At 44.5% G+C, this 26942-nt stretch carries 20 protein-coding genes; 2 read left to right on the top strand and 18 right to left on the bottom strand.

Features of this window, described 5'->3' with window-relative positions:
* The 7 genes from GC102_RS39160 to GC102_RS26400 form a co-directional block, all read right to left on the bottom strand.
* On the bottom strand, positions 1-228 hold a 228-nt coding region (locus GC102_RS39160; protein ID WP_216628171.1), incomplete at its 3' end, for a hypothetical protein.
* Positions 229-518: 290 nt separating this feature from the next.
* On the bottom strand, positions 519-1361 hold the full coding sequence (locus GC102_RS26425) for a carbohydrate ABC transporter permease (RefSeq protein WP_171692177.1): 843 nt from the start codon (positions 1359-1361) through the stop codon (positions 519-521).
* Between the two features lie 12 nt (positions 1362-1373).
* Positions 1374-2252 carry a carbohydrate ABC transporter permease gene (locus tag GC102_RS26420; RefSeq protein ID WP_171692176.1) on the bottom strand — a complete coding sequence of 293 codons (879 nt, stop codon included), beginning with the start codon at positions 2250-2252 and terminating at the stop codon, positions 1374-1376.
* Between the two features lie 83 nt (positions 2253-2335).
* Positions 2336-3673: an ABC transporter substrate-binding protein gene (locus GC102_RS26415; RefSeq protein ID WP_171692175.1), complete on the bottom strand. Its 1338-nt coding sequence runs from the start codon at positions 3671-3673 to the stop codon at positions 2336-2338.
* Between the two features lie 125 nt (positions 3674-3798).
* Complete coding sequence (locus GC102_RS26410) at positions 3799-5388, bottom strand: response regulator (RefSeq protein ID WP_171692174.1); 1590 nt, start codon at positions 5386-5388, stop codon at positions 3799-3801.
* Positions 5389-5391: 3 nt separating this feature from the next.
* Entirely contained in the window at positions 5392-7191 is a 1800-nt protein-coding gene (locus tag GC102_RS26405) for a sensor histidine kinase (protein WP_171692173.1), read from the bottom strand.
* Positions 7192-7314: 123 nt separating this feature from the next.
* Entirely contained in the window at positions 7315-9081 is a 1767-nt protein-coding gene (locus GC102_RS26400; RefSeq protein WP_171692172.1) for a methyl-accepting chemotaxis protein, read from the bottom strand.
* A 162-nt stretch (positions 9082-9243) separates the two neighbouring features.
* Between GC102_RS26400 and GC102_RS26395 the strand changes: the two genes are divergently transcribed.
* On the top strand, positions 9244-9819 hold the full coding sequence (locus GC102_RS26395) for a GNAT family N-acetyltransferase (RefSeq protein ID WP_171692171.1): 576 nt from the start codon (positions 9244-9246) through the stop codon (positions 9817-9819).
* A 95-nt stretch (positions 9820-9914) separates the two neighbouring features.
* On the opposite strand, the gene GC102_RS26390 is transcribed toward GC102_RS26395, so the two are convergent.
* From GC102_RS26390 to GC102_RS26350, 9 genes are all read right to left on the bottom strand, one after another.
* Complete coding sequence (locus GC102_RS26390) at positions 9915-10928, bottom strand: LacI family DNA-binding transcriptional regulator (RefSeq protein ID WP_171692170.1); 1014 nt, start codon at positions 10926-10928, stop codon at positions 9915-9917.
* Between the two features lie 74 nt (positions 10929-11002).
* Positions 11003-12610 (bottom strand): ABC transporter substrate-binding protein, encoded by a 1608-nt coding sequence (locus GC102_RS26385; protein ID WP_171692169.1) that lies wholly within the window; start codon positions 12608-12610, stop codon positions 11003-11005.
* A 42-nt stretch (positions 12611-12652) separates the two neighbouring features.
* The gene (locus GC102_RS26380) at positions 12653-13561 is read right to left on the bottom strand and encodes a carbohydrate ABC transporter permease (protein ID WP_171692168.1); all 909 of its coding nucleotides are present in this window, start codon (positions 13559-13561) and stop codon (positions 12653-12655) included.
* A 48-nt stretch (positions 13562-13609) separates the two neighbouring features.
* A complete protein-coding gene (locus GC102_RS26375; RefSeq protein WP_246321134.1) occupies positions 13610-14479 on the bottom strand; it encodes an ABC transporter permease in 870 nt (289 codons plus the stop codon).
* 123 nt (positions 14480-14602) lie between these two features.
* Positions 14603-17395 carry a beta-galactosidase gene (locus GC102_RS26370; RefSeq protein ID WP_171692166.1) on the bottom strand — a complete coding sequence of 931 codons (2793 nt, stop codon included), beginning with the start codon at positions 17393-17395 and terminating at the stop codon, positions 14603-14605.
* 274 nt (positions 17396-17669) lie between these two features.
* Positions 17670-19208 (bottom strand): response regulator, encoded by a 1539-nt coding sequence (locus tag GC102_RS26365; protein ID WP_171692165.1) that lies wholly within the window; start codon positions 19206-19208, stop codon positions 17670-17672.
* Positions 19186-21021, bottom strand: coding sequence for a sensor histidine kinase (locus GC102_RS26360; protein WP_171692164.1), 1836 nt, complete (start codon positions 21019-21021; stop codon positions 19186-19188). The genes GC102_RS26365 and GC102_RS26360 overlap by 23 nt, the downstream gene beginning before the upstream one ends.
* An 18-nt stretch (positions 21022-21039) precedes the next feature.
* Positions 21040-22335, bottom strand: coding sequence for an ABC transporter substrate-binding protein (locus GC102_RS26355; protein WP_171692163.1), 1296 nt, complete (start codon positions 22333-22335; stop codon positions 21040-21042).
* A 146-nt stretch (positions 22336-22481) separates the two neighbouring features.
* Positions 22482-22652 carry a hypothetical protein gene (locus tag GC102_RS26350; RefSeq protein WP_171692162.1) on the bottom strand — a complete coding sequence of 57 codons (171 nt, stop codon included), beginning with the start codon at positions 22650-22652 and terminating at the stop codon, positions 22482-22484.
* A gap of 281 nt (positions 22653-22933) precedes the next feature.
* Between GC102_RS26350 and GC102_RS26345 the strand changes: the two genes are divergently transcribed.
* Positions 22934-23584, top strand: coding sequence for a response regulator transcription factor (locus tag GC102_RS26345; protein WP_171647504.1), 651 nt, complete (start codon positions 22934-22936; stop codon positions 23582-23584).
* Between the two features lie 59 nt (positions 23585-23643).
* Here GC102_RS26345 and GC102_RS26340 read toward each other — a convergent pair whose 3' ends face one another.
* The gene (locus tag GC102_RS26340) at positions 23644-23925 is read right to left on the bottom strand and encodes a late competence development ComFB family protein (RefSeq protein WP_171692161.1); all 282 of its coding nucleotides are present in this window, start codon (positions 23923-23925) and stop codon (positions 23644-23646) included.
* 119 nt (positions 23926-24044) lie between these two features.
* Entirely contained in the window at positions 24045-26720 is a 2676-nt protein-coding gene (locus GC102_RS26335; RefSeq protein WP_171692160.1) for a family 78 glycoside hydrolase catalytic domain, read from the bottom strand.
* Positions 26721-26942: the final 222 nt, after the last annotated feature.

Genomic DNA, 26942 nt, shown 5'->3' with positions numbered 1-26942 from the left:
AGTACAACTCACAACCAACGAAACCACCCATATCTTCCCAATGCACTGGGCGCTCGTCGTATCGCCGCCGCATGGCGGTGTCAATTCCCGCTTGTTCAGGTCGGAAATACCCATAGTTTGCAAAGTTGGTATTCCCATTAACTGCAACATCGAAATTCGACCATCTACCACTTGGATAAATGTGAGAAAACACTTATCATCTTTAGGCTGAAGCTTCCGATGAAGCACTTGCGACTCCGTATTTCAATCACGATTGAGCTGTTTATTAACGTAAAGGGGCTGTTCTCAAGTAATCTACTTGTGGACAGCCCCTTAAGCCTATTTACCTTCCAGAATACCCGATTCGGTATTCATAACGAAAATTCATACTTCCATTGGATTTTTCCAATGGAAGTAGCAGCCGGACTGCGAAATTCACAAAGTGGGAGCTACATTTTCCAAATATGACTTTGGAGGCAGTCCTTATCGTCTTAACCTATAACAACACGATCCAAAAGCTCTGCAATTACTCAGCAGTCTTATCCTTTCACAGCAGACCCTACAGTCAACGCTTTCTCCACTTGCTCACTAAAGAGTACATACACAAGCACGGTCGGCAGGCTCGCAATCGTCATCGCCGCGCCCATCGCCCCCCAATTGGTGGTGAACTGACCTTGGAAGAAGAGCAGTCCGAGCGGCAAGGTTTTCAGGGATTCCTTGGTAATCAAAATTAACGCCATCGTAAATTCATTCCATGCCGACAAGAAGACGAAGATCACCATCGTTGCTATTGCAGGTTTAATAATCGGCAATATGATCGTATAGAAGGTCCGGTAAATGCTGGCACCATCCATACAAGCTGATTCTTCCAACTCAACCGGAATACTCCGGAAAAAGCCATAGAAAACCATGCTGGAGAATGAAATATTGAAAGCAATATAAGGAACGATCAGCGCCCAATACGTGTTCGCCAAATGGAACTCACGTACGAGAATCGCCAGTGGAATCATGATAACTTGCACGGGAATGAACATCCCAATCACGACATAAATACGAGCAGCTTCCTTCCACCTCCATTGCATTCTGGCAACGGCATAGGAGAACGTAACCGAAAGTACAATTGTACCAACAACAGTCGCCGCTGCTACCAGCAAGCTGTTGCTGAAGTAGACTGGAACATTGAACCTTGACCAAGCATCCACATAGTTCTCGAATCGTAGATGCGTCGGGAAACCGAATGGATTCGAGACGAAAATTTCATTGTTATTTTTAAGCGAATAAAAGACCATCCACAGCAGTGGATACACCGACAACCCCGCATATACCCACAAGAAGATGCCCAGGAGCGGATTCTTTTTACGCAATTTGAGTATTCCGTTCATCTGTCATCCCCCTTAAAATGTAATCCGTTCTCTTGCGATCAGTCGGTTAATAGCCAAAGTCACAATCAAGCATTCGATGACCAGGAAAGCAGCCGCGGCGCTTCCATAGCCGAATTCACCAACACGGAACGCTGAGCGGTACATCAGATAGGTCAATGTGTACGTGGAATTCCCTGGTCCCCCACCGGTCATTATGAACATGTTGGCGAAAGCATTCAATCCGCCTGTAATCGCAAGGACCAAACAAAACTTATATGTTTCAGCCAGCATTGGTATCGTTATGGCCATGTGCGCCTTGAACTTGGATGCTCCATCAATACGTGCTGCCTCTAGATATTGCTCCGGAACGGACTTTACAGCCGCCAGCAGCAATGCGAACTGGTAACCCATGTACTGCCAAGCATTCACGAACGCAATAGCGAAAATCGCTGTTTTGTTGTTCGTCAACCAATCCTGACGATACGAGATGCCGAGCGCTTCAAATATTTTATTAATCAAGCCATACTCACTGTTATACATCGCCAACCACAGTTGACATACCACCGTAATGGAAAGAACCACAGGAATGAAGTAGCTAATTCTTAGAAACTTGCTTCCTCTGAACCCTTCTGCGACGGCAAAAGCAAGTATGGTACCAATCCCGATTTGCACAAAAGCCAGAATACCGGCAAAAATGAAACCGTTATAAAGCGATGTGTAGAAAATGCTGTCTTGAAACAGTCGAATGTAGTTATCCAGAAAAATAAAAGTGCCTTCGCTTAATCCATCCCATTCGAATGTACTGCGATAAAAAGTTTGCAAAATCGGATAAAACACAATAACTGTATACAAAAGGAGTGCCGGCAGTGTGAAAAGCATAATAGCCGCCTTATTTCCCATGAATTTGCGCATGTCATCACTTCCTTTTTTTAGTAGAAAACTCACACCGGCTCAGAGCGATCCAGTGTGAGTCTCCTTTTCCATAGAAACTTCGGTTATTTCGCTGTTACTGCCGCTTTATTCAAATCCTTCACGAATTGATCCGCTGTATAATTACCTGTCATCAGGTTTTGCGTGGCATCTTCAAGCGCTGCTTTGAACTTAGGATTGGACAATCCCCATGAGAACGCTGTTGTGCTTGTGATTTTGGGAATATCTTTGGAAAGCTGTTCCATCATCGGAGGGAACTGTTTCACAATCGGTTTATCCACTTTGGTAGCTACGATTGGATTGCTGCGGTTTGTGAACTTGTACTCCGCATATTTCAAGGAAATGAAGGATGCCACTTTCGCTGCAAGTTCTTTATCCTTGGTGTTTGCAGATACGGCATATCCACCAGGCCCGCCGCTGCCGCTGAATGCTGTTTTACCTTTTTCATAAGCTGCTGCATCAGCAGCTGGAATGTACATGTAGCCAGCTTTGTCACCAAGAGCTTTCGTAGCCGCTTCAATTTCCCATTGACCGTTAATGAACATCGCTGCTTTACCTTCATGAAAGAGAGCTGCTGCTTGATCGTAGTTCAAGTTCGTAGCGCCTTTTGGCAGCATGCCTGCTTTAACCAGCTCGATGAGTTTTTCAGCAGCTGTTTTGTAAGCAGCATCATCTGCTTTGGCAAGACCTTTATCAAGCTTCGTCACACCAGCTGGTTCAGCGCGTGAAACGAACATGTCATAAAGAGCTACGCAGGGCCATTTTTCTTTCGCAAAAATGGAAAGTGGCGTAATGCCTTTCCCGTTGAACGCTTTAACAGCCGTCATCATTTCATCATAGGTAGTCGGCACTTTCACACCATTTTGTTGGAACAAATCTTTGTTGTAGTAAAGCAGTGCTACTTCATTACCCGCATAAGGGAATGCGTAAGTGTGGCCGTCATCGGTTGCAAGTGTATTCATTGCGCTTGGTTGCATTTTGTCTTTGAAGCCAAATTTAGTTACGTACTCATCCAGAACTAGAATATTATTGGATTTCTTAAACGTATCGATAATGTCTAATCCTGCTCCGAAAATGTCAGGCAGATTACCTGTAGCTGCATAGGTTTTCAGCTTCTGGCCATCATCTTGAGCTTGAATATCGAGCTCTAGCTCAACATTCGGCATTTCTTTTTTCAATTCGGCAACGGCATAGTCATAAGGTGTTTTCGTATCTTCATCTGCGTACTGGGCATAAATTCTAAGTTTGACCGGCTTGGTATCCGTCTTCACGGGTGCTGCTGCTGTTGCTGCAGCCGTTGGCGCGCTAGTTGCACCAGCATCTTTTGTTGTGTTAGTGGTTCCGCAAGCTGCAAGGCTAGTAGCCGCGAGCAAGCTTACGAGAGTGACTCCCATTTTTTTCATTTGTTGGACCTCCCAGGCATCATGTGCTTTCTCTTCTTTACAACCTGAGTATAAAAGGAAAAACCCCTTATGATAATGGAATAATCGAGGGGTTCTTGTAAAATCCGCACATTTAGGAATTTTCATTATAAGCGGTTATTCTCATACTCACTAGGGGAATATCCAAAAAATTTCTTGAAGCTTTTACTGAAGTAACTAGGATCATTAAAGCCGATTTGTTCGGCAATATCCGCAAGGCGTATGTTCCCTTTACCGAGTAAATCCTTCGCTTTATGCATACGAACATGCGTGACATAATCGGTCACTGTCATGCCGATTTCTTTCTTGAAAACAGCCCTGAGATAGCTGGGATTAATAAACACCTGCTGGGCAATTTGATCCAATTGCAGCTCGGAATCTCCGTAATGCAGCTCGATATATTCTTTGGCGGATTGAGCAATTTTCGACGATCGGGTCTTTCGATGCTTACCCGTATAAAGGATCGCTAGATTAAACAATTCCTTGATCCATAGGGATGTGGCGTCAATGGATTCCAACCGTTTAATTTCACTATAGGGAAAAAAGGTTTCTCCGAAGCAATCTTCAATCGGATGCCCCGTTTCCGTTACATAAGACAAGCAAACAGAAATAAGTCCCATACTAATGACATAGGTGTAGTCTAAGGATAGCCGCTGATCACGAATCGATTGGAAAATTTCTTCCAACTTAGCATCTACCTTTTCCCCGTTTTGCATGCGCAATTGAACGAGCAGCTCTTCATTCACTTCTGTGGGATAGAAGGCTTGAGTCCCTGACTCCAAAGCTCCTGATCCGTAAGCGATAACACGATCATTCCCCAGTACAAACTTATTTTGCAAGGCTTCAAGCGCCTCCAAATAGGAAGTACGGATCCCCTGATAACCGGATTGACTACGACCAACACCGACCGTGATCGTAAATTTCAAATATTTCTTGATCAGGAAACATAATTTCTCATAACCGCCTAACGCCGGAGTTTCCAGATCACCATTCCCTTGGTGCTCCACTAAGCAAATAATGCGCCCCTCAGGCCCATTGAAAATCAAGTGATTCTCCGTTTCCTCCAGCGCCTCGTTCAGAATGTTCGTCACCGCATATTTCCAGAGTAATCTTTCACTCACTTTGTTCCATTTGAGATCCATGTTATCAATCTCAATACACGCCACTACAAAACATAGTGAGTCGAAGGATTCCCCAAATTGCTGGAGTCTTAAACTGGTCTCCTCATTGGAATGGTTGTAATCACCGCTAAGCAAATGATTAAGAAAGCTCTCCTTCATCAACAACTGATTTTCCTTCAATGTGGACTTCTCTTCCTGAACACGCTGATGCTCCTTCTGAAGCTTAAGCAGTGTCAGCACCAATTCATCCTTCGAAAACGGCTTCAGAATATAATCTTCAACGCCAAGCTTTAGCGCCTTTCGAGCGTAATCAAATTCGTTATGGCCCGTAATCAGCACCACGCTTGTAGCTGGATATCGCTGCTTCAATTGTTCCGTTAGCGTTAGTCCGTCCATAAACGGCATGGTAATATCCACAAGGGCTATATCGGGACGATGCACATCGACTTGTTCCAATGCCTCCACCCCATTTTTGGCTTCTGCGCATATTTCAAATCCATAGGCTTCCCAATCTAATGCCGTGCGCAAGTATTCTCGGAAAATGGACTCATCATCAACAATTAATATTTTCTGCATATCTTAACCTTCCTCACTTTGAAAAGGGAGCCATAGTGTGACTTCTGTACCCTGCCCCAGTTGACTTTCAATTTGCAGACCATATTCATCGCCAAAATAAAGCTGTATACGATCATTCACGTTCCTTAACCCATAGCCGACAGCTTGCTCCGGAGATTCCGGCTTCTTTACAAGAGCCTCAAGCCGCTCCGGCAGCATGCCAACCCCGTCATCGCTGACGATAATCTTGATTTTACCCTCCACAATTTCACCTGTTACTTTCAGAAGACCGAGGCTGCCCTTCGTTTTAAGACCATGGTAGATTGCATTTTCAACGAGAGGTTGAATGGTCAATTTCGGTATAAGACCGCCGAGCACCTCACCACGGATATCAAATTCAAAGGTAAACACATCAGAATAACGGATGCGCTGGATGGATAAATAATCCTTCACATTGCGGATTTCTTCCTCAATCGTTATCGTCTCTCTTCCTTTACTCAGAGCTGCGCGATAGAAATCGGCCAACGCTTTGGTTGTTCGCTGTACATCCCGTGCTCGCCCCATTTCTGACAAAGTGTAAATAACATCTAAGGTGTTATACAGAAAATGCGGTTTAATTTGCGCCTGAATAAGCGCTAGCTCATATTCACGCTTCTTCTTTTGCTCGAAATTAATGTTCGTCAGCAGCTCTTGAACTCGCCTTATCATGGCATTGAAGCCCGAGGCCAATAAACCAATCTCATCCTCTGAACTCACTTGGAATTCAATGTCCAGACTGCCTTCTTTGACTTTCTTCATATGTTTCGTTAGCCCCATAATCGGTTTGGCAATTAACTGAGAAAGCATACCCGCTCCAAGTAAAGCAAAAAATAAACAGATCAACCCAATAAGCACAATAAGAACAGTAATTTTACGCGTATCCGCGGTTAAGGATACCAGTGGAGCCATCGAGATGAGTTTCCACCCAAAGCTAGGAACATCGGAGCTTACTACAAGCGTTTTCTCGTGTTGAAAAGAAGTTAGATCCGACGTATCCTTACTGGAAGTAATCCAGTTTTTCAGCGTTGGCTCTGCGACTTCATGAAGCAAATCCTCAGGATGCTGCGATGAAATAACGACGCCTCCCTTATTCACGATAAAATAGCTGCCATCCTGGATGGAGCCGATTTTCTGATATATCGCAGATAAGGAGCTTTCTTTGATATTCAGTACGAGTATACCGAGCTTTTGCCCCGTATAAATATTTACAACCCTCTTACCTAGCGTCATGACAATTTCTTGCGAGTCAGGGGTCAAGTAATTACGCTGCTGCATGGGAAACCACATATTATTACCACTGGAGACATCAACCTGTTTAAGCATTTCACTGCCCGCTATCAACTCCAGATTCCGTTCCATAAGGAGATTAGATCCAAAAACCCGACCATTCGCATCTATAAATGCAGCCGATTGGACATCGGGAAATACAAGCAGGGCAAAGCTCAACTGATTCGTAATCTGCGTGTACATCTGTAAGCTCGTTTCCGCCGCCCCCTGGGATTGCGGGTCTTCCACGATCAACTTGTTGAGATTGATCGTCAGCATATTGGCGCAGCTTTCTACATTCGTTAACATGCCTGTGATGCGCGTAATAATAAGGGACGAGTTATCCGAAACATTTTTAATCGTCTTTTTGACAATCGCATTCGTGTACACCTGATTTGAGACAAAACCTAGTACAAATAAAGGCACGAAGATAAGTGGAAAATATATCATGATGATTTTATAGCGAATGCGTTGATTACGAAACCAAGGCATGGTTATATATTTTTGTAGAAACTGCATGATTTGCCCCCTACTTATCAAAAACTGAAAAAATCCTATACAATCTACCGTCAGCCAATACCTGTCGGTTATATTGTATAGGATTCGTCTAATCTTTGAAACTAGCCAAATCTTTATCCATTTTTACACATTAATTCGTTGAATAGATAAGCGCATTTCATCCGTTAATCCGCTTAATGCTGTTGCTGAATCGGCTATATGTTGGGCAATCTTAAGTTGATCCTGTGTCAGCTTATGAATGTTCAGCGTCCCGTCTGATGAAGATTTTGCAATATTCGCTATGTCTATAACAGATGCTGTCACCTCTTCAGCCCCTGCTGACATCTGCTCTGTTGCTGATGAGATATCATGAATTTGTTCAGAGACATAGCGGAACTGTTCCACAATATGGCTAAAGAACGCTTCCGCTTTCATTGTAAGACCAGCCCCGGTCCGGATCTCCTTCATGCCTTCTTCCATGGCCTCACCCATAAGCTGAGTTTCCTTCTGAATATTTTGCAGTAGTCCAGCAATTAAATGAGCTGAGCCGGTAGCATTGTCTGCAAGCTTGCGCACTTCACCAGCGACTACAGCGAAGCCTGCACCGTGTTCACCCGCCCGCGCTGCTTCAATAGACGCATTGAGTGCAAGCAGTTTCGTTTGTTCTGCGATTTCCGAAATCGCCGATAAGGCTACCCCAATTTCCTGTGAATGGCCGCGCAGTAAGGCAGCTCGATTAAGCGCTTCTTCCGTTGCAGAAGTAATGGTAACGAATTGACCGTTCATATTCTTTACGATCGTTTGTCCGGATTCCGCACTCTCCAGCGCATTCATGGATGCGTCAGATGCCGTTAAAGAAGCCTCCGAAATACGTTGGATGGCTGTGGCCATCTCCTCCATCGAATGTGCACTCTCATTGGTGCTTGACTGCTGGGTATTGGCTCCTTCAGCGAGCATCTGTATCGAGACATTTACTTTTGTGTTCATCTCCAGCAGATGATGAGCTTCCGTGTTGAAACGTTCCGTCGTCGCTACAAATTGATCCGAGGTGTGCGATACATTAGATACAATCGTTTTTAAAATGTCATTGATGTTGCCTGACATCTTATTCATCGCCTGATAAACGGCACCAATTTCATCGATAGAATGAACAGGTTTTTCTGCTAATTGCTTATGAGCAAGGAGCAAGTCTCCTTTCGCAATGCTTTCCGCACCTGTAACAATCCATTGTAACGGACGCAGCGAACGGGATATAAGCAGCATAACCGCCCCAAGTCCAAGTAATGTGAGGAAAAGCATAAGTAGATAAACAGATATATTCCCCATTATCAAGCTGTTGGAAATATGTTCGATGACCCCCGCCTCCGTATCGATGCCTAGGACACCGATGGTTTTACCCTCAGCGTTTTTCAAAGGTGCATAAGTGGAGACATATTTACCGTATTGCGGGTTTACGATCAAGGGTGAACTCGCCGAAGTTCCCTTGAGTAATGCCTGAACAGCTTCTTCTGGAATATCTGTCACTTCATTGATGGGTGAAGCCGAACTTTCTCCTTTTGGTTGTCCGTCAATCATAAGGAGAGGCTGATTCTTTTCATCAATTCGAACAAGATACACATATAGCGCTCCTATTTGCGTACGGTATTGGTCAAGTTCCTGCCTGATATTCCAATACAACTCAGTCTCGTTTGGATCTTTTAAAAATTGTTCCCATCTTCTTGTATCGACTCCTTGGACGTAGCTCTCTGCTAATCGAACGCCATAGCTGGATATTGCTTCCATACCCGCTTTCTTGGCATTTCTGATTTCAATGAAAATATTGCCTGCCGACAATGCCAAAATGACTATCATCACGGCCGCAATGATGCGTACGACCAATCGTTTTCTAATCCACATAACGAAACGAAACATAAAATTCCCCTCTTCATTCAACATGATTCGATTATTTTCGACATAGAATTGGGAAATCCTTCTTCTAACATTGAACTTATTTCTTTTTAAGGTATTCTTCAGATTACTATGATAGGTTACTCGTTATGGTTGAACAATTTGAAGAAAAGACAGGTGACATGAGTGACAACAACCGGTTTATTCGACTCCTTCCCCCTACTTACAACAAACCGTTTATGTTTGCGTCAAATGAACACTGAGGATGCTGAGGATCTTTATCTCTTCTATTCCGACGCCAAGGTCACCCAATATCTAGACTGGTATGGCCCTGCCTCTGTCCAAGATTCCAAAGACTTAATTCACTCATGGAATCAATATTTTCAAGATAAACGGCTATTCCCTTGGGGGATATGTATGAAGACCGATCCCACCTTAATTGGCACCGTCATGTTCATGCCGATTCGAGATACGTTTGAAAAAAAGCCTCTTCTACCTCTCAACGTTGGTTTCGAATTAAACCGTCATTATTGGAATAAGGGCATCATGTCAGAAGCACTTGAAGCTGTTCTTGCCTTTAGTCGGGAACATATTGGCGCACATCGTATTCAAGCAGAAGTATTCCCTGAAAATAAAGCCTCTTTGAAGGTTTTGGAGAAGCTGGGCTTTAAACAAGAAGGACTGATGCATCAATATTTGATGCATGAAGTCACGCGGACATTTCTGGATGTGATCATGCTTGCTTTTATTAATAATACATAAAGTCCGAGGAGTCTTAACCCTCGGACTTCGCATTACTTCTATCCTACTGTTTAACCAACTGCCACTGCTTGCTGAGTCAGCGCGCTTCTTCCTCATTATGTACTCTGCCTAACAATGAGCTTAGGCTCCAGAACCGTCAGCTTCTTCACCTTTTCCTTCTGAATCAATCTCGATAATAAGGCCATCGCTTGACTCCCAAGCTCTTCACTATGCTGCGAAACGGTTGTAAGCTCGGGATTCATAGCAGAGGACAATTGCGTGTCATCAAATCCCGCAATCGCAATGTCTTCGGGAATCCGCAGCCCGCGTGAAATGGCCGCTTTCATAGCACCAATGGCCACGTAATCGTTAATACAAAGAAAGGCCGTTGGGCAAATTGGCATGGAAAGGAGCTGGTCCATCAGCTTGCGGCCACATTCCATAGAGAAGTCTCCCAAGCGTACGATTTGTTTGCGAAAAGGGAGATCATTCGCTCCTAGCGTACTTTTGTAGGCTTGCAGCTTTTCCATCGTTGTTGTTGTGTCAGCGCTTCCCCCCAAGAAGCCAATGCTTCGATGCCCGCGATCAATAAGGTGCTGCATAATGAGCTGGGTGCCCACATATTCGTCCGTTTTCACCCGATGACAGGGATGACCCGGAAGACTGCCATTAATCAAGACAATTGGAATTCTCTTCTGGATATCCACGACTTCCTGTACGAGCAGCTCGGGGCAATGACGTGAATTAATTCGTCCACCCATGAAAATGAGTCCTTCCACCTGCCTTTCGCAAAGCAGATTTAAATATTCAGATTCTCTGCTGAAGTTGCTGAATGTATTACATAGAAAGAGTGTGAATCCGAGCTTCATCGCAGCTCTCTCTGCCCCTCCGAACACCTCAGGGAAAAACATATTACTGCTATCTGGAAATAACACGCCAATCATGCCCGTTTTCTTATTCACCAGACTGCGTGCCAACGCATTGGGCTGAAACTTATGCTTTTCAATAATCGCCATAATCTTCTGCCTAGTCGATGTTCGAACGGGTGCGGTATCATTGAGAACTCGGGAAACCGTCGCGACGGAGACGTTCGCTTCTCGGGCAATATCATAGACGGTTATAGATTCCAAGAATACACTCTCCGTTACGTCAAAATGTAAAGATCGAAGGCCTGTTCAGAGACAGACCTTCGATATCTTAATCCTTATTTGCTGCTTTCTACAGTGACTTTGAAAGCATCCAATTGTTTCTGGACTTCAGCCATCAGTTTATCAAAACCAGCTGTTTTCAGCTTCGCGCGGAAATCATCAACCGCTTTGACAGGGTCTCCTGCTTTGCCATAAAGAATCGCAGGTCCCATTTGTCCAACAACTTGGGTAACGGCTGTCAACTCGTTTGATACAGGTCCCTTATCGAAAACGAATCGGCCATACGGAAATGGCTTTTTGATTTTGTCATAGGATGCATAAATCGCGCCTTTTCCTGAATACTCATTGCCATCTGGAATTTCATTCTTATCGATACGTCCACCCCAGAAGTTGGAGTAGAATTCATCTCTTTGCACATCATAGCCATCAGGACGGAACCGTTTGCCATCTTTGATGACGTACTGCACGCCTTCCAAGCCGTAATTCATCAAGCGATACACTTCCGGGTCTTGACGAATCAGCTCATAGACCATCAGAGCGCGCTCCGGATGCTTGCTTTTCGCACCAATGGAAGTTCCGCCATGCGTGATCGACATGGATACGAGATTGTTGCGAGTAGACGAGAATGGGAAGAACTGGAGATCCGAGCCCGGCTGCAGCTTATCCATTTTAATACGTTCACCAAGGAAGGTTTGCGTGTGATGCTGATCAACGCTTGTCTTACCTGCCTCAAGCTCTGAACGGTTATCACCTTTATAGTTCAGCACGTCATCGCGCCAGAAGCCTTTGTCGCCCCAATCCTTCATGAGTTTGGCAAAATTCACGAAGGTATCATCAAGAACAGGGCTGTAGGCTTTATACTTCTCATCATAGGATTTGCCGTAGATTAGACCGAATAGACCTGTACTTACCGGAAGTTCAATCGCATCTGTGTAGGAATTGATGTAGCCACCAATATTACCTGCGGCGGTACCATTCGCATCCCAAGGAACAACGCCTGACTTCTTATCCTTCACACCTTGGAAATAGGTCTCCAACTGCTTCCAATCTGTAATCGGCGTCGTGATCCCAAACTCTTTGGCCCAATCGCCACGATACAAGAAACCGTGATTAACCCACTGCGTATAATGATCTTCAGGAATCAGCATGATCTGATTCTTATACTTCGTCTCAGACCAGTTCTCTGGCGGTACTTCCTTCCAGGTTAACGGCGCATATACAGGAAGCAGCTTATCCAGCGGCTGGAAAGCACCTTTTTGGGCATTCTGCCACGTATCCAACCAATCTGTTGCAACCGTAATCAAATCAACAGGTTCTCCTGAAGCTAACAAAAGATTATATTTGGTTTGCCAATCAGCCCATTCAACCCATTTAATTTCCAGCTTCGCATTTGCTTTTTGTTTCAAAATGGCGTTGACCTTTTCCATCACCTTTTCAAATTGACCATTCTTCGGTTTATCCCCCAACATCACGTAGGAAATCGTTTGGAACTCGGAGGTGTCAATTTTGCCGGATGGTGCTGCTGTCCCTGTTGCCGCAGCAGTCGCTGTCGCTTTATCCGTGGAGCTAGTTCCTGTACTGCTAGGTGTGGTGCACGCCGTCAAGCTAACAGCAAGCGTCGCTGCCAGAGCTACACTAAGCGCTTTCTTTTTTCTCTTGAACATACGGATTTGCCTCCCCATAATCATTTTGGTATATGCTTTGCGTCAGCCTTTAACAGCACCAACGGTAATACCTTGGATAAAATATTTCTGCACCATTGGATAAAAGAGAATGACCGGTCCCGTTGCGACTACGGCGGTAGCCATTTTCATGGACTCTAGCGGCATATCCCTTGGCTGTACATTGGAGGAGACCGATGAGTTTTTGATAAAATCGGCACTTGTTACAACGTTGTACAGGAACAATTGAAGCGGTCTATACTTCAAATCGGGTGATAGGAACAGCATCGCATTGTACCATTCGTTCCAATAACCCAAAGCAATAAACAATCCAATGGTAGCAAGCGCCGGTGTTGTCATAGGCAGGATGAGCTTGGTGAAAATCTTGAAATCACCAGCCCCGTCCATTTTAGCCGATTCTGTAATCGCATGCGGGATGGACCTAACGAAGCTTTTCATCATAATAATAAGAAAAGGGCTCATCAATCCGGGCAGCAGGACAGCCAAATAGTTATCCTTCAGATGCAGCCACTGCGTCATAATTAAGTAAAAGGGGACAACCCCGCCTTGAAACAACGTTGTAAAGTAAATGAAGAAGGAGATCCGATTGCGATAAGGGAAATCAGGACGCTGCAAGGAATAACCCGTCATGGCTACGATAAATAGTCCAATGGTTGTTCCAATCAGCGTAATACCGAGCGTGACCCCATAAGAGCCGATGATGACGCCAGGGTTCTCGAAGACAATTTTATAAGCAAACGTACTGAACTCTCTAGGCCACAAATTATAGCCGTGTAACGTGATCGATTTCTCTGCTGTGAACGACGTCCCAAGGACAAGAAGAAAAGGCACTAAACAGAAGATTGCAAACAGACCAATAAAGAAGTAGCCGAATAACCGAATGGCCACCGAGGAGAAATCAGTTCCCCTTTGACGTGCAATGACTTGTTCCACGTATATCCCTCCTAACCGATCTATAGTGACGAACTCTTGCACGTTGAATTAGAACAGCGTGTTTTCAGGCGAAACTTTCTTAACCAGCCAGTTGGCTGTGATGACAATAAAGAAGCCAAACACGGACTGATAAAGACTGACAGCGCTTCCTAGAGAGAAGTTAAAGTTGTTCATCAAAGAGCGGAACACGAACGTTTCAATAATATCTGTCGCATCAAAAAGGGCTGTATTGTTGGCTCCGACCAAGTTATAGAACAATCCAAAGTTCCCTCGTAGAATACCGCCTAATGAAAAAAGTAACAAAATAATGAACGTTGGCTTTAGCCAAGGAAGCACGATATAGCGAATTCGCTGCAGGGCATTCGCCCCATCAATTTCTGCGGCTTCTACAATCTCCGAGTCCAATCCCATTATCGCTGCGAAATAAACGATGGAGCCGTACCCTGTCGACTGCCAAAGAAATGTAATGACGATGATAAAAGGCCAGATCGTTGGATTCGAGTACGTCTTAAGCGGCTCCCAGTCGAACGATTTGAGAATCCCATTGAGCAGTCCAAAGTCATAACTGAGAATGTTATAGGCAATAAGCCCAACAAGCACGAAGGAGATGAAAAAAGGCAGGAACATCAGTGATTGTGAAAGCTTCTTAAACCACTTTTTACGAAGCTCGTTCAGCAAAATGGCAATTCCAATCTGCAAAATATTCCCAAATATAATAAAAGCTAAATTATAAGCAATCGTATTAAACGTTAATTTCCAAAGTGCCCCTGATTTCACTAGAAATTTGAAGTTGTCAAACCCAACGAACTCACTGCCGAAGATCCCCGCCGTATAGTTATAATTAATGAATGCGAGATAAAGCCCTGGCATTGGAAGGTACGACATGACTAAGAAAAATAAAATCGCAGGAACACACATGAGGACTAATGTTCGATACGACCAAAATCTGCGCAATGGGGTTACACGCTTTTTGACAACAATAGGCGCCCCTTCTAATGAGCTTGCTGAGATAGCAGTTTTCATGCGTACTCTCCTTTCAAATTAAACTGCGGCTACGGGTACGAAGCGAAGAGGCTCTAGCAAGGCATCTTCAGAGTCCGATACCGCCTCCAGTAAGATGGCTATTTCATTGCCCGATTCGCCACCCTGAAACCACGGTCCCGGTAAATAAAAGGATTCATCGCTGCCGCCACGGAATATCGGTCTGTTGGCACCGCCTTGCGTCCACAGGCGGCCAACTAGGTGTCCGTTGAAGAACACGGTCAGCTTCATGTTGCTGCCTTCGACATAAACCCTCCAACCTAATCCTTGGTTATCATCATGGAGGTCACCATATAGCCATGACAGAGTACCCGGTATCAAGGAGATATCTCCTTCTACGGGGAGAGCCTTAAGCGCCGACGCTTTGGCATGCTGTAGTAAGCCATTCTCCTGACAAGAAGATAGTGTCCACTGTTTAGCGGCGGTTCCTTCGTATAGACGTATATTGCCGCTAAGGGAACCATATGTTTTATCCAGAAATAGCGTTAACGTTGCCGTGTCTCCTGCCTTTACATAAGACGTAATATCGAGATACGGATTGAGCGGATTCAATTGTCCGAGTGCGTGCCCATTCACGTAAGCGTAGGCGTGCGAGAAATTACCAGGCGTGTGGAGAATCCATGTATCCGCTTCTTTCGACAGCGTTACTTGTTTACGGTAGCATTGATGGGCGGGCTGTTCTGCGGAGAGCCACCCTCCAACACTCGCAATCGGCCATTGTCGATCGTCATAGTCTGATGCTGCGTAATCGTCCTTGTCTTCTCCGTATTGCATAAGCTTGAATCGCCAGTTTTGGTTTATTTCCCTAACCGACGTTACTCCAACTATGCCCGTTAGCCCTTTCAGTGCGTTTAAGTGCAGACCCGGCAAATTCGTATCATGGAAATTGGTATGTCCCCAAATCTCAACACGAGCAACCAGATTTGGCTCTACGCGCGAGCCGGAAGGAATCGGAAGGAAGTGACTTCCTCCTCCCGGTGTTGCTGTACCAAGGTACGTTTCACCGGTATAGACGGAAACGACATCACTTGCCTGTTGAACGATAATGCCATGACAGCTGTTCTCCAGCGGTAGTGATAATTGCGAGGTGTACCAGGCGAAACCTCGGTAAATACCATGCTTCTCCAGATAATCGGCGGTATCACCAATCGGTAAGCTTTCATCCGTAAGTGTATCCAAGGGATTCACTAAGCTTTGTGACCACCTGAGTTCAACTTCGCGGCTTTCCGAGACTCGTTCTACCCATTCGCCAACGTGCAGCTCGCCTGCATCATCCATATTTTCTAACAGCAAAGCACGTGAACGACTCATCCCGATCAATTCGATAACGTGACCGCTTAGCAAGTGAATCTGAGCTGATCTCTCTTGTTCGCCTGATTGAAAGGATACCGTTACCTGATCTCCTGCTTCGGCATCGTGTACTGTCATCGTGCCAGCCTCCGTCTGCACCTCCGTGTTAAAGCAGAGACGAATTTCGCCTTCGCCATCCGTATGAAACACGAACAGTGTGCGCTGCTCAAGCTGCTTCACCAGCAGCAGTTCTGCAGTAGCGTAGGCCAGTGTCCCTTCAGCGATCCCCCAAGTCTGCAAGGGCACTTGCAGGGGAAGAATTGGACAACGGCTTGCTTTGGCGACAAGTGTGGTATAACGGGGTATGACTTCTTCAGCCACGCGAAAGTAAGCGTCTTCATCTTGCTCGTTTACTTGGCATAGGAAGAGCAGCTCGCCGCCTTGCTTTAACGCTAACCGATAAGGGGTTGAGTCACTAGTCGTGAGCTCAGGTTTCGCCTCCGCCAAGGAAGCACCATACGTTTGAATCACACGATGCAGCATTCTTCCTTCATAAGCTTCCTCTCGAATGTGTCCTTCAGGTGTTATCATCCCATGGAAATCATAGTCCGAGGTAAGAAAAGAAAGAGGATTCCCCCAATTGTTAGCTGCATTGGTAAAGCCAAAATTCGTTCCTGAAGCCTGCAAGTAGGGACCGAGCAGCTTCGCTCCTGCCGATAACAATCTTCGAAGCAGGAAGTGCGAACGATTCGTCTCCGTGACGAGTAAGGGCAGCCCTCGACGTGCCAACTCCTCTCTGTAGAAGAGCACCTTTTCTTCGAAAGCAGGGTCATGGTCATTTGGATAGAAATTACATGTAGGCACCACGCCTTCAGCAAAACCAGAAGCCTCATACAAGCCGCCTTGTCCGGCGCAAGCAATGAGCGGCACGGTTATCCCATGCTGTAAAGCTAAATCTCTTAGCGCCGAGATATACCCTTTGGGATCAGAGCAAGGATAGAAATCAAGCTCGTTGTCTAATTGGACAGCAATGACGGTGCCTCCCTGACCCGTTTCATATTTCTTCAGGATGGGAAGAATCTGTTCATACCACCTGGCCACATGCCGCAAGAAGGCAGGATCGTTATCCCTCAAGCGAAGATTTTCTTTCACGAAAAGATAAGCGGGGAGTGCTCCCCCATCCCATTCCGAGCAAATATACGGTCCAGGTCGTGCAATCACCCACAGTCCTGCATCTGAAGCATCCTGTAGAAACTGAGCCGCATCCTTCTCTCCGGTAAAATCCCAAACCCCCTCCACCGTCTCATGATGATTCCAAGGAAAGTACACATCAATAGCGTTATATCCAAAGGCTTTAACTTTATTTAGTCTCTCTTTCCATAAACCCCGTGGTAATCGAAAATAAAATAAGGAGGCACAAAGTATAATTTCTGACTTTCCATCTATACGCAGTGCTTCTGACGATAATTGAATCACTGCTTCTTCACTTTTTGATAAATACAATGGCTAACCTCCTTGATCTACCCTCATTCATTTATGAAACCCGTTTCATCCGCGAGGGGTGTCTAGCTGCTGTTCTTTATGAAGTTAGTATAAGTTGTTTTAAAAGCGCTTACATTGAAAGAAACATCAAGTTATATAACAAAACTACGAAGATATAGCCCCACGCAGAACAAAAAAAGCTCCGAATTATATCCAAATTCGCAGCCCCTTGCATTCTATATAACACTGATTTCTTATATAATTCACAGAATTTATAATCTTTCATCTTGAATAATTAACCATTGCGCCTAAATTCCTTAACCGTTTTCCCTTCAAGCTCTTTAAATACTTTGCAAAAGTAGGAAGTTTCTTGAAATCCCGTTTTCTCAGCGACTTCATATACTTTCCATGCAGGGTCTTGAAGCAGCTGTTTCGCCTTCTGTATCCGACATCGATTCATATATTCGACGATCCGCATCCCCGTCTCGCTTTTAAATAGATTGGATAAGTAATTCGCGCTCAAATGGAGAACATCCGCCAGTTTTGCCACCGTGATGTCTTCGGCATAGTGCTCTTCCATATAGGCGATTGCTCCTTGGATTTCCTTCCGCATCATCGTGTGCTCAGCCTTATTCCCAGCAATTTGCTTATTCAAGTTTAGAAATAACGGCTTCACTTGCTGCAGAGGCTGAAGGGCTTCTATCGCCTGGCTAACCTGTTTATAATCATGTTCAAACTGTTCTGAGAACCTGTTCCTCTCCATTGCCAATGTTCTCAGCTGCATCATTAACTCTGCCAGCAGGTTACGCAGCTCGGATATAGGCGGCTTCCTCTGAATGAGGCTTTGAAACAAAAGCTCTGATTGCGTTTCAACATCAGTGAATAGACCACTTTTCATCGCTGCAACCAGAGGCTGAATCGTGATTCCGGCCAGCGTTTCAACCTTGTCATTTATCTGAAAGGACGTATAGGCGTAGAGTTGACCCGTTCCTTCATAAACATATTGATCTAAGGCTGTTTCCGCTTGCTTATATAGCACTGCCCAATCCTTCAATCCGTAGCCGATCGAGCTAATTCCCACTGTAATAGAGCCGAGCTTCTTCATCCTGGTATATAGCTGCGATGCTTGCCGTAGAGCCTCCTCCATACATTTGTGTTCACTCTTCTCATGCGGAAAATAGATAATGACCGCAGTTCTTCGCTCTGAAATCGGTATAACCATGTCTGTGTAAGCTGACTGTTCTTCCTTAGAACCATCCGCAAGAACTTTAAAATTAGCATCAATGACAACGACTGCCGTAGGACCTCCATGAATTGGAAAATGAACGGCGCTCGCTTGATCTTCGATGTCCTCTGCTCGTTTCAACTCGCCTAAGAGAAGCTTACGCCCCAACAGGCAGCGCACCTCTTGAAAGCTGGCATCACGAATACTGGCTTGTTTTCTCCGCCTATGATCTTCCATAATCTTGCTGCTCATTTGTTCTAATAGCTGTTGTAGCGCATCCGGTTCAAGGTCATGTTTTAACAAATAATCCTCTGCCCCAAGCTTGAGGGCTTCTTTCACGAATCGGAAATCATCAAAAGAACTGAGTGCCACAATTTTGATGGAAGCATCCTTTTGCTTTACCTGCTGGATAAGATCAATGCCGTTCATTTCGGGCATCGAAATGTCCGTCACAATAAGATCAACCTGCTGATGCTGCAGAAGATCCAGCGCATGCACGCCATTGAGTGCTTCGCACACTATTTGGAAACCGTAATCTTCCCAACGAATGATCGTTTTAATCGCATACCGATAAATCGCATTATCTTCAACGATCATGGCGTTCAACATGCTCATTCCTCCTTTGACGATGCGTTCTATGCGGAATTCGAACAATAGCTTTCGTACCTAATCCGGGTGCACTTTCGTAGCTAAGGCCATATTTCTCCCCATAATACAGCTGAATGCGTTCGTTCACATTGTGAATGCCGATACTCGTCACTCCCGGAACCGATTCTTTACGAGTTGCTTCGTTCAATAGATTAAGCGCTTGTTCAGCTTCCATCCCTATTCCATTATCTTCGACAATGAGCAGGAGCTGCTTCTCTTCTATGCGTGCATAAAGTACAATACGTCCACTCCCCTTGGACATTTCGATGCCGTGTAGAATCGCATTTTCGACAAGCGGCTGAAGAATGAAATAAGGCACCTCACTTTCCATCAACTGTTCATTCACTTCATAGTCCATGTGAAAGGCATCCCCATAACCAATTTTTTGAATATAAATATAGTTTTTTAATTGGTTAATCTCTTGCTCCAAGCTGTGAAATTCGCCAACACGTCGTACCGAGGATTTCAATAATTCAATCACTGAAGTAACCATTCGCTCAATCTCGGCTTGATGGTTCATGCGAGCATACCATTTCACTGTACCTAGCGTGTTATAAAGGAAGTGAGGATTAATCTGACTCATGAGGACGGTAAATTCAGCCTGTTGTTTAGCAATTTGCTCTTTATACACCTTGTTTATTAAATCGTTAATCCGGGACAGCATAAAATTGAACCGTATAGACAAACTCCCAATCTCATCTCGCCCCAGCGGAATAATTCGAATATCGAAATTGCCATCTTCGACTCGGCGCATCGTTTGCTCCAAGATTTTGATATTTCGCGTCGTAGAATTGGAAAGTAATACGGCAATTCCGGTTGATATCAGAACAGCAAGCAGTGATACAAGAGCGATTACAAAAACTAACACGCGTGTACTGGACAGAAGCTCAGACATCGGAATAAAACAAAGCACCCGCCAGCCCAGCGTAGATGTTCGTTCTTGAACGAATAAATGACTCCCTCCCGCAGCATTATCGACAATTGCCATAGAGTCATCATTCTCCTTAAGCGTATAACTAAAGCTCCTTGAGATGAGATTGTCCATTTGAGGGGTTCCGCCACCAGCTAGCAGTTCGTTCAAAGGATTAAGAATCGCAACATTATTTTGCTTAATGATAGAGCTATTGCTCCCTAGGGACAAGAAATAATCCGAATCGATACTGATTACAATCGTGCCTAGACTACGATCTATTTGACTCAGATCAATGAAATCTCTGATAAGGAACACTTCTTTTTGTTTTCTCAGAGAAGGCGACCAGCTGATGCTTTGCGCATGATTTTTCAAATAATCGGAAGCATCGTTCGTCATCACGGTTACATCTTCATGATTTAGTGTACGATCCATACCTTTTTTATTTTCCCACCAGTACACCTGTCCCTTATGAGTTTGAATCATAATGGCATTCATATAGGGATTCCCATTCCCGTACTGAGCTAGCAAGAACTCCATACGGCTGCGGAACGCCGGATAGTTGTCAACTGTAACTTGTTCACCTTGTTCAGCAGCAATTTGCCGAATATTACTGTCACTCAGAACGTAAACGGAGGAAGTGAATGCTTCCTTCGCTCTAATTTCAATATTGTCGGAAACTTGATGAATGACCTGCATCGAGAGGTCTCTTGTATTCGATTCAATGAATTTCGTAGAGGCATAGATGGCAACTCCACCAATCGCCGATGAAATGAACAAAATAATAATCATATTAGATAGAAATATTTTCGTTCGGATGCGAAAGTCCTTGACCCGGTTTAAGTTCCACGGGGTGGCTGTCATACGCAGATCTCCTTGCTGTCATTTGGATGGTTTGCGAATCCGATCGAATGCTTGATCCAACTCTTGAATACAGATCTCCACATTATGGCTTCGATCAATAACGAACTTCGTGAGTGCATTTACAAACACTTTTTGCAGATCCTGATTCACAAAATCTGTTGGTAAACTCGACCAGTCATATATTTGGCCTGTTTGGATATAATTTTCATCCAGCTCCACATACGTTGAATCAAAGTCATTCGGCAAGCCTTTAATCACAGACAAGGCCTTCTTTTTCGTCTGAAAAATGGTCCCCATTTCCTTCGAAGCAAACAGTTCTAGCGTTTGAAGCGCCGCTTCCTTATGGGGTGATTTGGGATTGATCACAATCCCTCCTGTTGATTTTAGTCCAAACTTGGCATCTTGGGGATCATTTGAATAAGGGAAAGCGAACAGTCCTAAATTACTCGCAGGATTCTTGGATTTAACACCATCAACCGTCCACGTGCCATTAATGATCATGCCGGCTTTCCCCTCAGCAAGGAGCCCTTGGGCTTGGTTCCAATCGGTTTCGAACGGCTTGATGTTCACATAACGCAAACGTTCTCCATAGCGTTTCAAAATGTCTTTGAAGTGAATTTGATCCTCAGCGAACGATGTTCGACCTGCTTCAATCTCAGCAATCCAGTTGTAGCCGGCAGCGTACTGATTAGCCAAAAGATCCGCTGCTATGTCCCAAGTCAGGGTCCAACTGTCCTTGTAGCCTGCTGCAATAGGAATAATTCCTGCCTTCTGTAGCGCCTCACAAGCAGCTAAGAATTGCGGCCATGTTGTTGGCGGACTTTGAATGCCTGCTTGGGTGAAAGCTTCTTTATTGTAAATGACACCCGCTCCATTCAAGTCTATCGGAAGCGCCCATATTTTCCCATCGGCAGTCTTCACACCATTCAGGAACCTCTCTTTGATTTGCGACAAAAACGGTTGACCCGTTAAGTCCATCGCATATCCTTTATGAATAAGATCCTGAGCGGACTCCATATTATCCAACATATAGATATCAGGCATGTTATTCGAAATCACACGCGTGCGAAGCAAGCTCATATAATTGCCACCATCCACGCCTGTCAGCGTAAATACATAAGAAGGATGTTGTTTAGTAAATAGCTGTGTCCCCGCCTCCAGCCATTTCCGTGCACCCTCCTCATCAAAGTGATGTATCCACGAAAGCGTCTGCTCCTGGAGCTGCTGCTTAGGAACAACCGTTACTGTCTGGGTTTGACAGGCTGTAAGTATCAGGGATACAGTCATGCCTAGAGCTAACAAACGAGTCTTCATGCATCCCCCTCATTTCATGATAGCGTTTACAAGTAGTATAACGGACTTGGTCGATTAAAAAAACAGCCTATTTCCTCTTCAGAGAAAATAGACTGTTGTATGTTATATATATAAGCGAATCATCGCTAATCGAATGCTAGTTATTCCTATCTTTCATTCGTTGAATTCCAACCATCTTTGGCTTCAATGATATCCATCATTTTCTTCATCGAAAGCTGCATTTGTTCAGCAGAGGGCAAGGTTAAGTTGCAGTACGTTTGCTTCACAACATCCGTTAACACTGAATCAAACATGCAATCAAATTGCTCGTTTTTCAATATGAATTCCCTCCTTATTTACTTAATTTTGGAAGATTACCTATACTTATCATATATAGAAACGCCATCGATAACAGCGCAATATTTTCTTTCGCAAATCCACATTTTTTTCCATAAATGCGCAATTTTTTTTGCGTATCACGAAAAAAGACGCAAAATCAGATAAATAAAATCTAATTTGCAATCTTTTTGTGAAATTTGGTAAAATTAAGGAAAGACATGAGCAGCGACGTTGAATTCACCATTCGGATCCCCTTACCAAATCAGGAAGGAAGTATCATATGATTAAGAAATCGAAGATTCTGATCGTAGATGATCATCCCTTAATGGCGGAAGCGACATCGAATACACTACAGCAAATCGAGGGCATACAGATTATAGGGATAGCTGGTACTGGCAAACGATGCTTGGAACTCGTGGATTTGCATGTACCGAATATTGTTTTTTTGGATTATAATCTTCCGGATCAATACGGCGATGAGATTGCCAAAATCATTAAAGCAAAATATCCCTCCATCCACCTTGTGATTTTTTCGGGCATAGAATTATCCCATCTTTACAATTATTTGATCGGACTTGAGGTTAGTGCTGTTATATCTAAGGAATCTAGCGGTACGCTTATTAAAAGCTTAGTTACCCTTTTGTTAGAGAATTTCACGGTAATACCCGTTCCTGTTTTCCATAAAATGAGAGTGGACAGCGGTAATTTGCATCAGACTGATTCATTGGACGACGATGAAGTACATATGATGACAATGATTGTCCAAGGCCTAACCAATGAGCAAATGGCCGAGGAAGTGCATATGAGTAAGCGCACTGTAGATAATTATATACGCAAAATTTATGACAAATTAGGCGTCAAATCAAGAGCGCAAGCAGTAGATAAATTTAATCAATTCAAGCATATTTATGAAGTTAACCGGCGTCCATAGATAATGATGAAAAAAGACTGGCCTCTTCGTAGTGAAGAGACCAGTCTTTTTAAGTTCTCTTATGATTGGAATTCATCTCGGTGATGTTGATGATGTTCCACAATACTCGCCGCTTCCATTAATTCTCGCATGACATCGGACTGCAGCTGTGGATTGATATATAAGCCTTTTACAAATAACTGTCCCTTTTCACTAGAGGTATATCGCGGAGGGATTTTATTTAAAACCAAAGCAAGCACGTCTTCTTTGCATGTAGTGCAATCGCATTTCATTTCATAGTTTTTTTGAAACTCATCAAACAAATTCATCACTATCGTTTCCATTGCATTGAAGACTGCCATTGTGGGTACCCCTTCTTTATTCAACTATATCTCTATTATAACTCATATCCTCCTAATCAAAAAGTTATCAAAATAAAGAGGCCGCACGGATTCGTGCAGCCCTCATATATCCTCATTTCTCAACACATAATGAAGTAAGTCCCCGATCCAAGTTCTAACCGAAGCTCTCCATCATTTTCCGCTGCTGATAGGACTCCTGAAGCTGTGTGAGCTGCTTGACCATTAACTGTAGCCATAGCTAATGTCACCCCTCGCAAGGTTGCTAGTCCTGTAGTATTCGGAGGTAGTTGGAACTCATAAATGACCCTGCCATCGGCCTCTTTCTTCCATTCACTGCGTATCTTACCATAACTAGAATGGAGCGATGCTTTCGCGTATTCAAGGCCGGAATCTGGTCGCGGACGGAAATGAATCCGTTTGTATCCAGGCTGCTGACCATCGGAATCGAGACCCGCCACTACGCGGTACAGCCAATCCCCAATGGACCCATATGCATAATGGTTATAGGAGTTCATATTATCACTCCAGAACGACCCATCTGGCTTGATGCCATCCCAGTGCTCCCAGATCGTAGTTGCTCCCTTGTGAATGGAGTACAGCCATGATGGATAATCTTCTTGTTGAACTAACTTAACAGCCAGATCATGGTAGCCATTCTCGGAAAGAACATGGCACAAATATGGCGTCCCTACGAAACCAGTCGTCAGGTGATTCTTCTGCTCCGCTACATATTCGGCTAACGTCTTTGCTAATCGATCACGCGTACTCCCTTTCACGAGCCCAAACATTAGCGGGAGAACGTGTGCTGTCTGTGTATGCGCGGCAAGACGCCCGCTTGGTGTAAGGAATTCTTGTGTAAAAGCTTCAACAATGCGCTCATAGAGCTCACTATACTTAGCCACATCCTCGCTGCGTTCCAATACTTCCGCAGCTTTAACGAAAAGTGAAGTCGAATAAGCATAGAAGCATGTCGCGATTAAGTCTCTAGGGGTCGCTCCTACATAGCTGCCTTCTTTGGCATCAAGCCCAAGCCAATCCCCAAAATGAAAGCCAGTATTCCACAGATACTCATTCTCTCCTTGGCTTCGCATGTAAGTAATCCACGCTTTCATGCTGTCATACTGCTGCTCCAGAATGCGTTTATCGCTATATACCTGATATAATGCCCACGGGCATATGACTACTGCATCCCCCCATGCAGAGGAAGAGTGGTCATTCGGCCCAAGTACGTCCGGAATGACGAATGGAACTCCGCCATTTTCATGTTGATCTGCTTTTAAGTCGCGCAGCCATTTGGTGAAAAACAAAGCCACATCATAATTAAATGCTGCCGTGCGAATAAATACTTGCGCATCTCCTGTCCAACCCAGTCGCTCATCTCGTTGCGGGCAATCGGTCGGAACATCCAGGAAGTTCCCCCTTTGTCCCCATACAATATTTTGCTGAAGTTTATTCAGCAAGGGATGGGAACATTCAAAAGTGCCGCTAGCTGCCATGTCCGTATGAATGACATGTCCCGTGAAGCACTCTGCATCGAATGCTACATCCTTGGGCCAGCCAACCACTTTGACATATCGAAAGCCTTGGAACGAGAAATGGGGTTCATACTGTTCTTCTACGCCACCTTTGCATACATAAGTAACCGTCTGCTTCGCATTACGCAAGTTCCCAATATAGAAGTTCCCTTCTTGATCCAGCACCTCTGCGTGCAGGAGCTGAAGACGAGTTCCAACCGGCAGCTCCAATCGCATGTGCACTTTTCCGACCATATTTTGCCCAAAATCAAGAACGGTTTCTCCAGAAGGTGTTTCAATAACGGTTATCGGCTTCAAACGCTGTGTAATGCGTGATGGCTCATTCTCTTGCATGATTAGGATGTCTTTGGAATGATCAAGAACCGTTACCTGGGACCAATTATCATCCTGATACGTCGACATGCTCCACCCGCTAAGCTCCAAGTTAGCATCGTAGGTTTCTCCATGGTATAGCTCAGACATCCGAACTGCTCCCAATGAAGCACGCCAAGAATCATCACTAACGGTTATTTCCGAAGTTCCGTCTATGTATTCGATATGTAATTGGAGGAAAAGGGCTCTAACATCCCCAAAAATATTTCGTTGATTCTTCCAAGCCAAATTACCTTTATACCAACCGTTTGCCAGCACGGCGCCAATGGTATGGTTTTCACCTTGCTGCAGTTGGCTCGTTACCTCATACGTCTGAACCTGAAGTCGGTGTCGGTAGCTGGTCCAGCCGGGTGTGAACTCCCAATCCCCTACACGAGATCCGTTGAGCTCTAGCTCATAAATGCCTAGACTCGTTGCATAAATAGTCGCTTTACGAATTCCCCTACGTACTGTGAATGTCTTCCTCAAATAAAAAGCTTCTTCTGCGTCAGAATCAATGGAAGCTGCATCAGGTGTAATCCACTTTGCTGTCCAATCAGCTGAGCTTAGCTGCCCCATTTCCCAGAAAGCGATTTCGCTCCAAGGCGATTGCAAACCAGACTGATCCCTTACTTGGACACGATAAAAGTAACGATTTCGGGGCTGCAACTCTTGACCCTCATAAACAACAAGCACAGATTGTTCCGATTGTATGTGACCGGAATCCCAAACCAAATGACTCGGTTCGAAAGAATTTTCAACCATACTAACCTGGATGTGATAAGCTGATTGGATGGTATGTTTGATGTCCGAATCTAATTGCCAAGTAAAGCGAGGCTGGGTCGTATCCAATCCAATCGGGTTGACGCGGTATTCGCATGTTAAGTTAGAAATATTGAGTGTCGTCATTCAAAATCCTCCTACTTTTATCAAAAATGTCGTATACCCTATTCATAAAGTAAGCATCAATATGTCCTATTGTAGAGCATCTTTTGACACAATATGAAGGTGGATTCAGACAATCTTATAGGTAGAATACGACATGGAATATTTATTTTTTTTCGGCTTCCCCTCAATTTAGGAATCGCATGCGAATAATATACAGTTATCGTAAATCACGAATGAGTAGGA

Origin of the sequence: Paenibacillus germinis, from assembly GCF_013141785.1 — a bacterium.
GTDB classification, from domain to species: Bacteria; Bacillota; Bacilli; order Paenibacillales; family NBRC-103111; genus Paenibacillus_E; species Paenibacillus_E phytorum.
The sequence above is the reverse complement of the archived record's forward strand: the minus strand, read 5'-3'. Positions and strand labels throughout refer to the sequence as shown.